The sequence below is a fragment of the Agromyces sp. P2_B3 genome, from assembly GCF_056404815.1.
The window spans coordinates 21120-28150 of sequence record NZ_JBFUDH010000028.1; the positions used below are offsets into that span (position 1 = coordinate 21120).

A 7031-nucleotide genomic window follows, 5' to 3' on the forward strand; every position below is an offset into this window, starting at 1 on the left:
CCTGCGCGGTCAGGCCGGGATGCCGAGCTCGTCCAGCGCGTCCTGCACGATCGTGAGCCCGCGGAGTCCCGGCATCCCGCTGATGCTCTCGTCGACCTTTCGCGCCGCGCGTCGGCCGTCGGGCCCGCTCATGAGGTGCCCCATGACGTGCCGCACGTCGGCGGTGGTGTTGATGCTCGACCCGACCGGCGCCCAGAACCGGCTGAGTGCGAAGCGCGTGATCTTCTGCGCCTTCGTGCTCGCCGCCAGCCGCTCCCGCGCCTGCGACGTGTAGAAGGCCACGTGCCGCGCCTCCTGCTTCGCGATGCGACGCAGCAGCTCCGCGAGCACGGGATGCTCCTCGAGCTCGGCCATGCGCTGGTACGCCGTGATCGCCGACCACTCGTTCGCCGCACCCCACGACATGTGCACGGCCACGAAGTCGGCACCCACGAGCGAGCCCATCACCGACTGCTTGATGGGGTCGAGGCGGTCCTTCCAGCCGAGCTTCAGCCGGTTGGCCTTCAGCACGTCGTAGTCGACGGTGACGTCGTGGACGGCGAGCACCGCCGCGAGCGCTTCCCCGTGCCAGAACTCCTCGCGGTTCCACATCGTCATGAAGGCGCTGACGTCGGTCTCCCGATGCGAGGGCGTGGTGAGCAGGTCCCTCGTGTAGCAGACGGTGTGGTACTCGACGTCGGCCATGTAGCGCAGGGTGCGCAGCGAATCGGGCGGCAGCGGGTGGCGGCGGAAGTCCTCGAGGTCGAGGTCGTCCCAGTGCACGCTCACCGAGGTCGCCGTGTAGCGGTCGATGTCGAACCCCATGTGCTCACCTCCGTCTGGTCAGTGTCTCGTCGGGTGGACGTGTCCGGCGCGAGTCGCCTCGAGACGGCGGATGCCGCGGCCGCGCCGATCCCCGGGATGCCGGCGATGCGACGCTCGAGTGTGCCGAGCGCGGCGCGGCCGTCGGGGCCCGACCACGCGAACCGGGCCAGTTCGCGCCGTCGCCCGGGTGCGAGCGCGGCGGCGCCGAGCGGCCAGGGCGTGATGCGGAGCTCGCGTCGCGCGAGCCGTGCCGCCTTGCGCGACGCCGGGACGCGCCGGCTGGACTCCCCGGCGAAGAAGCGGGTGTGCCGCTCCCTGATCGCCGCGACCCGGGCGACGGCGACGGCGAGCGACGGGTCGTGGGCGAGCACGCGTGCGTACAGCGCCTCGCCGATCCAGTCGTCGGCGAGTCCCACGGTCAGGTGCGCGCCCACGATGTCCGAGCCCTGCGTGAAGCCGGCGAGGGCGCGGCGCACGGGACCCGAGCCCCGTCGGATGCCGCGTGGCAGCGTGGCATCCGGACCGCCGGCGACGCCCGCGCTGCCACCGCACGCCTCGATGACCGCCGCGAGCGCATCGGCGATCCAGAACTTCTCGAACGCCCAGGTGACGAGGAAGGCCGTGACTCGCGCGTCCTTGTGCGTCGGCGACACCAGGACGTTGCGCAGGTGCGCCATCGTCGCACCCTCCAGCGCGCGCAGGTCTCCCAGCACGGCCACGACATCACGGTCGTGCCGCACCGACGCGATCCCGTCGAGGTCGAGGTCGTCGCGCAGGCTGCCGCGCGCGGACCTCGCGAACTCCCGCACGTCGAAGTCGGCTGGTTCGGCCGACGGGGTCGACGGTGAGCGCGCCATGAGCCGAGGCTACGGGGTTCGGCGGTGGCGTGCCACCGATCGCGGCGTGCCCGGCTCTGGTGCAGCACCGGCGCCTCGGCGTAGTCTGCGCCGTGGCGGCGCCGGTCGGGCCTCGCCCGATCGAGGAAGGGCGAACGATGACGGATGCGACGACGAAGCCGACGATCGTGCTGGTGCACGGGGCGTGGGCCGACGGTTCCAGCTGGGACGCGGTGACGAGGGCGCTGCAGGCGCAGGGATTCACCGTGCTCGTCCCGCCGAACCTCCTGCGAGGACTCACGGAGGATGCCGCGTACGTCGCGTCCTTCCTGGCGCAGCGCACGAGCGGGCCGGTCGTGCTCGTGGGCCACTCGTACGGCGGAGCGGTGATCACCAACGCGGGTGCCGCGGCGGGCGACGTCCGCGCGCTCGTCTACGTCAACGCCTTCATGCCCGACGAGGGTGAGACGGTGCTGCAGATCCTCGACGGCTCGGGCTCCGCGCTCGCCGTGGCCGACCCGACGTCGGTGTTCGACATCGCCGGGTACCCGGGGGCGCCGGAGGGTGCGGCTGAGGTCTTCCTGAAGGCCGACGTCGTGCACGGCTCGTTCGCGCAGGACCTTCCCGAGGCCGACCGGTGGACGATCGTCGCCAGCCAGCGCCCGGCGTCGCTCGTGGCGAACGTCACGCCGTCGGGTGCGCCCGCGTGGAAGACGATCCCGAGCTGGGCGGTCATCGGCACCGACGACCGCGTCATCCCGGTCGCCGTGCTGCGCCGCATGGCCGAGCGCGCCGGGTCGACGGTCAGCGAGGTCGACGGCGCGTCGCACGTCTCGATGGTCTCGCAGCCGGATGCCGCGGTGTCCGCCATCCTCGCGGCCGCGGGCACCGTCTGATCACGCCCGTCGGCGTCAGAACTTGTTGCCGAGTGCCTTGGCCTTGAGCGCCTCGAACTCGCCGTCGCTGATGACGCCCTGGTCGCGGAGCGCCTGTGCCTTCGCGATCTCGTCGGTGGGGCTGGCGAACGAGACCGAGCGCACCTCGGCGTCGGAGTACTCGACGATGTTCGGGTTGCGCCGCGCCTCCGTGCGCTCCGACATCGACTTGCCGCGCACGATGAGGTACACGATGGCGGTCAGCCAGGGCACGAAGACGAGGAGGAGGACCCAGAGTGCCTTGAGCCAGCCGTTCAGCGTGTGGTCGCGGAAGATGTCGATCAGGATGTACACCAGCACGAAGAGATACGCGATGTACGCGAAGATCATGAAGTAGAACCAGAACACGTCCCAGACGCTGCTCAAGAAGGTCATCGAAGTCTCCTACGGTGTCGGATGCCGCGGCCGCCCGGCGGCCGTGTCGCCAACCTACTCCCCGGGGTGCCACAGATGACACATCCCGTGCGGGGAATGTTCTCCTGCTGTTCCGACACGCCGCGTCCGCGGGCTCTTGAGTAATCCTCTGTGCGATGAATAGGCTTCGAACGTGTTCGAGGAAGCTCCGGCGTCCCTCGCGTCGGAGGTCGAGCTGGATCGCCTCCTGCTCGACGCCAAGTTGTCAGTCCCGGAGCCCCCAGCCCGTGGCTCGGTCAGTCGAGCCCCGCTCATCGCCGAAGCCCGTTCGGCACAACGCCGGGTCGTCGGGGTCACCGCGCCCGCCGGGTACGGCAAGTCGACGCTCCTCGCGGAGTGGGCGCGCCTCGAGCACCGTCCCGTCGCCTGGGTGTCGCTCGACCGGTTCGACGACGACCCCGCCGCCCTGCTGACGCTGCTCGCCTCGGCGTTCGCCCGCATCTCCCCGGGGCGCGAATCCCTCGCTGACGATGTGCGGGGGCACGGTGGGTCAGCACTCGGACGCGCGGCTCCGCTCCTGGCATCCGCCCTGCGTACCGCACCCGCGCCGTTCGTCCTGATGATCGACGACCTCCATGTGGTGCGCTCGCCCGCGTGCCACGACGTGCTCAGCATCGTCCTCGCGGGGGTCCCGCGCGACTCGCAGGTGATCGTCGCCAGCCGCGGGGAACAGCCGCACTTGGCCCGACTCCGGGCCTCCGGGCAGACGTTCGAGCTCACCACGTCCGAGCTCGCCCTCGACGCGGTCGGCGCCGCGGCGATCTTCGCCGACGCCGACGTGCCGTTGAGTCCCGACGACGCGGCGATGATCGCCGAGCGCACGGAGGGGTGGCCGGTCGGACTGTACCTCGCCGCGGTCATCGCGCACGACACCGGCGCCCAGTCGGTCGCCGTCTCCGGCGACGACCGCTACGTCGCCGACTACCTCTATCGCGAGTCCATGGCCAAGCTCACGGAGCCGCAACAGCAGTTCCTCCGCCGCACGGCGACGCTCGACACCTTCTCCGCGCAGCTCTGCGACGCGGTGCTCGACCGCGCCGACTCCCAGGAGATGCTGCGCGAGCTCGAGGCCGCCAACGTGTTCCTCGTCCCCCTGGATCGCCGCCGCGAGTGGTACCGCTATCACGCGCTCTTCCGCGAGTTCCTGCTCGGGGAGCTGCGCCGGGTGGAACCCGAGGAGGTCGCTGCCCTCCACCTCGCTGCTGCCTCCTGGTTCGAGGACCACGGCTCCCCCGCCATGGCGATCGAGCACCTGCTCGACGACGCCGGCGAGCGGCCCCGGGCGACGCACCTCGTGTCGACCGTGACCCTCGACACCTACCAGGCCGGTCAACTGACGACGGTGCAGCGGTGGTTCGCCGCGCTCGGCGACCCGGCGATCGAGGCGTATCCCCCGCTCGCCGTGCTCGCCGGCTGGCTCGCGGCCCTCACCGGGCAGGTCAACGAAGCGGACCGCTGGGCGTCGGTGCTCGAGCATGCGTCCTACGACGGCGTGCCCGACGACGGATCCGCCTCGTTCGAGTCAGCGCGCGCGATGCTGCGGGCGATGATGTGCCCCGCCGGCCCGGAACAGGCGCTGTCGGACGCCAGATTCGCCCTCGACGCCGAGCCGTCGTGGAGTCCGTGGCGAGACCAGGCGCTGGCACTCCTCGGCCAGGCGCACCTGCTGCTCGGCTCCACCGAGCTCGCGGCGGCCGCCTTCGCGGAGTGCTCGGCGACCGCGGCGGCGCGAGGCAACAACGACGTGCTCATCGTCAGCGAGTCCGAGCTCGCGAAGCTCGCCATGGACTCGGGCCGGTGGAGCGACGCCGACGGCCATGTGCAGACCGCCCTCGCCGCGATCGAGCGCCGGCACATGCACGACTACGCCACCGCCGTGCTCACGTTCGTCGAGGCCGCCCGCCTCGAGGTGCACCGGGGTGACCTTCCGGCCGCGCACCGACAGCTCACGAGGGCGATGCGGGCGAGGCCCACGTGCACGTCCGCCGTGCCGCACATCTCGGTGCGTGTGCGACTCGAGCTGGCGAGGGTGTTCTGGGCGCTCACCGACCGCGCCACCTCCGCGCACCTCCTGCGGGAGATCGACGACATCCTCCTGCATCGTCCGGCGCTGGGAACCCTCGTCGACGAGGCCGCCCGACTCCGCGAGACCGTGACGTCGAGCGAGCAGCCGGGCCCGATCGGCGGCCCGCCGCTCACGCCCGCCGAGCTCAGGCTGCTGCCGTACCTGCAGACGCACCTGTCCATCCGCGAGATCGGCGAGCGCCTGTTCATCTCGCGCAACACCGTGAGCTCCGAGGTCGGCTCCATCTACCGCAAGCTCGGCGTCTCGGCGCGCAGCGAAGCGGTCGAGCGCGCCATGGCGCTGGGCCTGCTCGGCGCCTAGTCGCGAGTGACGCCGGCGTCGTCGAATGCGTCGTCGATATCGTGGCCCAGCGCCATCGCGACCTTCGGCGCCGCCGCCACCACGCGGGGCAGACCGACGACGGAGATGATGCCGACCAGCACGTCGACGATCTCGCCCGGTGTCGCCCCAGCGCTCACCGCCGCGTCCGCCTGCGACCCGAACGACGGTTCCGCTCCGCCGACCGCGACGAGGGCGGCGATGCGGGCGAGCGCCAGCGACTTCGCGTCGAGTCCGACGACGCCGACGCCCAGGTCATCGAGGCCTTCCTCCGCGAGCCGCTCGTCGTTGATCGCGAGCCTGCGCAGGCGGTCCGTGTAGTCCACGGCGGCCCCCTTCCCCGTCGGTCGAAGTTACGCACCAGTGCACGCCCTGCGGCGATCCCACGCATCATGCAGATGGGATGATTCGGCCCGACGACGGTCTGAAGCGGCGAGGATCATCCGATCTGCGTGATGCGAGGGGGAACCTCGCCGCCTAGCGTCCGAAGGGATACCGGCGAGACCGGTCAAGCGGAACGAAAGGCCGTTGGTATGAACAGCTTCTGGGACTTCCTGGTGTGGCTCTTCTGGTTCTACGTGATCATCGCGTGCATCTGGATCTTCATCACCGTGTTCATCGACATCTTCCGGGACAACACGCTGAACGGCTGGGGCAAGGCCCTGTGGGTGCTGTTCCTCGTGTTCCTGCCGTTCCTGGCCGCATTCATCTACCTGATCGCCCGGGGCCGCGGGATGGCGGAGCGCAATGCAGCTCGGGCCGCCGAGGCCCAGGCCGCCAACGCGGACTACATCCGCACGGTGGCCGGATCCTCCTCGTCGTCGACGGCGGCCGAGATCGAGAAGGGCAAGCAGCTGCTCGATTCCGGTGCCATCACGCAGGCGGAGTTCGACGCGCTCAAGGCCAAGGCGCTGCAGGGCGCGTAGGGCCGGCAACAGGAAAGGCGAATCATGACCGATCTGGAATTCGGGCCCGTCGAGCTGGTGCTCGCCGCGTTCGAGGGCGACCGTCCGAAGGCCGGCGTCCTCGACGCGATCCTCGACCTGGCGGATGCCGGGACCGTGCGTCTACTCGATCTCGTCTACGTCACCCGGGCCGAGACCGGGGAGATCGAGTGGATCGAGCTCGACGAGGCGGGCATCGAGATCGGCGAGATCGACCTCGCCGCCTCGGGCATCGCGTCGCACGAGGACCTCGAGGAGCTGAGCGGGCGGCTTCCGCTCGGCACCTCGGCGCTCCTCCTCGTGGTCGAGCTCACCTGGGCGAAGCACCTGGCCTCGAAGCTGTTCGAGGCCGATGGGTTCGTCGTCGACTCCGTGCGCATCCCGGCTCCGGTCGTGAACGCCGTGGTCGAGGAAGTGCGCGCCGCCGGCGCGCTCACCGAGAACTGAGCACGGAAGGACGAGACCGATGCCGATGATGAGAAGGATGGGCCGACCTGGACTGGTCGGCATGGCAGCCCGCACCGCGGTGGTCGCCGGCACGGCGACCGCCGTGAGCGGCGCCGTCTCCGGCAAGCAGCAGGCCGCGGCGCAGCAGCAGCAGGAGGCGCAGCAGTACGAGGCGCAACAGCAGCAGGCGGCGATGCAGCAGGCGGCCGCCGACGCGGTCGCCCAGCAGCAGGCGGCTGCCGCGGCC

Annotated in this window: 8 protein-coding genes and 1 pseudogene; 5 read left to right on the plus strand and 4 right to left on the minus strand. The window is 70.9% G+C overall.

Annotation, left to right across the window (positions count from 1 at the left end; genetic code table 11):
* Positions 1-9: 9 nt before the first annotated feature.
* Together AC1DZA_RS19580 and AC1DZA_RS19585 are read right to left on the minus strand one after the other, a co-directional pair.
* Positions 10-804: a ferritin-like domain-containing protein gene (locus tag AC1DZA_RS19580; protein ID WP_476774013.1), complete on the minus strand. Its 795-nt coding sequence runs from the start codon at positions 802-804 to the stop codon at positions 10-12.
* Positions 765-1661, minus strand: a complete 897-nt coding sequence (locus AC1DZA_RS19585) for a hypothetical protein (protein ID WP_476774014.1) — start codon at positions 1659-1661, stop codon at positions 765-767. Before AC1DZA_RS19585 ends, AC1DZA_RS19580 begins: the two co-directional genes overlap by 40 nt.
* Before the next feature lie 137 nt (positions 1662-1798).
* Here AC1DZA_RS19585 and AC1DZA_RS19590 point away from each other — a divergent pair, with 137 nt between their 5' ends.
* Positions 1799-2536: an alpha/beta fold hydrolase gene (locus AC1DZA_RS19590; RefSeq protein ID WP_476774015.1), complete on the plus strand. Its 738-nt coding sequence runs from the start codon at positions 1799-1801 to the stop codon at positions 2534-2536.
* Positions 2537-2551: 15 nt separating this feature from the next.
* On the opposite strand, the gene AC1DZA_RS19595 is transcribed toward AC1DZA_RS19590, so the two are convergent.
* A complete protein-coding gene (locus AC1DZA_RS19595) occupies positions 2552-2950 on the minus strand; it encodes an SHOCT domain-containing protein (protein ID WP_309978041.1) in 399 nt (132 codons plus the stop codon).
* A gap of 172 nt (positions 2951-3122) precedes the next feature.
* On the opposite strand from AC1DZA_RS19595, the gene AC1DZA_RS19600 reads away from it, so the two are divergent.
* The gene (locus tag AC1DZA_RS19600) at positions 3123-5375 is read left to right on the plus strand and encodes a winged helix-turn-helix domain-containing protein (protein WP_476774016.1); all 2253 of its coding nucleotides are present in this window, start codon (positions 3123-3125) and stop codon (positions 5373-5375) included.
* Here AC1DZA_RS19600 and AC1DZA_RS19605 read toward each other — a convergent pair.
* Positions 5372-5719 carry a carboxymuconolactone decarboxylase family protein gene (locus tag AC1DZA_RS19605; RefSeq protein ID WP_476762994.1) on the minus strand — a complete coding sequence of 116 codons (348 nt, stop codon included), beginning with the start codon at positions 5717-5719 and terminating at the stop codon, positions 5372-5374. The genes AC1DZA_RS19600 and AC1DZA_RS19605 overlap by 4 nt on opposite strands.
* Positions 5720-5926: 207 nt before the next feature.
* Here AC1DZA_RS19605 and AC1DZA_RS19610 point away from each other — a divergent pair, with 207 nt between their 5' ends.
* The 3 genes and pseudogenes from AC1DZA_RS19610 to AC1DZA_RS19620 form a co-directional block, all read left to right on the plus strand.
* Positions 5927-6319 (plus strand): SHOCT domain-containing protein, encoded by a 393-nt coding sequence (locus AC1DZA_RS19610; protein WP_476762993.1) that lies wholly within the window; start codon positions 5927-5929, stop codon positions 6317-6319.
* Between the two features lie 24 nt (positions 6320-6343).
* Entirely contained in the window at positions 6344-6784 is a 441-nt protein-coding gene (locus tag AC1DZA_RS19615) for a DUF6325 family protein (protein ID WP_309978032.1), read from the plus strand.
* A 37-nt stretch (positions 6785-6821) separates the two neighbouring features.
* Positions 6822-7031: pseudogene (locus tag AC1DZA_RS19620) on the plus strand (SHOCT domain-containing protein); the annotation flags it as partial.

Bases quoted from the DNA above. Each gene is read 5' to 3' on its own strand.
- AC1DZA_RS19580 (WP_476774013.1), bottom strand. From the start codon at position 804: ATGGGGTTCGACATCGACCGCTACACGGCGACCTCGGTGAGCGTGCAC.
- AC1DZA_RS19585 (WP_476774014.1), bottom strand. From the start codon at position 1,661: ATGGCGCGCTCACCGTCGACCCCGTCGGCCGAACCAGCCGACTTCGAC.
- AC1DZA_RS19590 (WP_476774015.1), top strand. From the start codon at position 1,799: ATGACGGATGCGACGACGAAGCCGACGATCGTGCTGGTGCACGGGGCG.
- AC1DZA_RS19595 (WP_309978041.1), bottom strand. From the start codon at position 2,950: ATGACCTTCTTGAGCAGCGTCTGGGACGTGTTCTGGTTCTACTTCATG.
- AC1DZA_RS19610 (WP_476762993.1), top strand. From the start codon at position 5,927: ATGAACAGCTTCTGGGACTTCCTGGTGTGGCTCTTCTGGTTCTACGTG.
- AC1DZA_RS19615 (WP_309978032.1), top strand. From the start codon at position 6,344: ATGACCGATCTGGAATTCGGGCCCGTCGAGCTGGTGCTCGCCGCGTTC.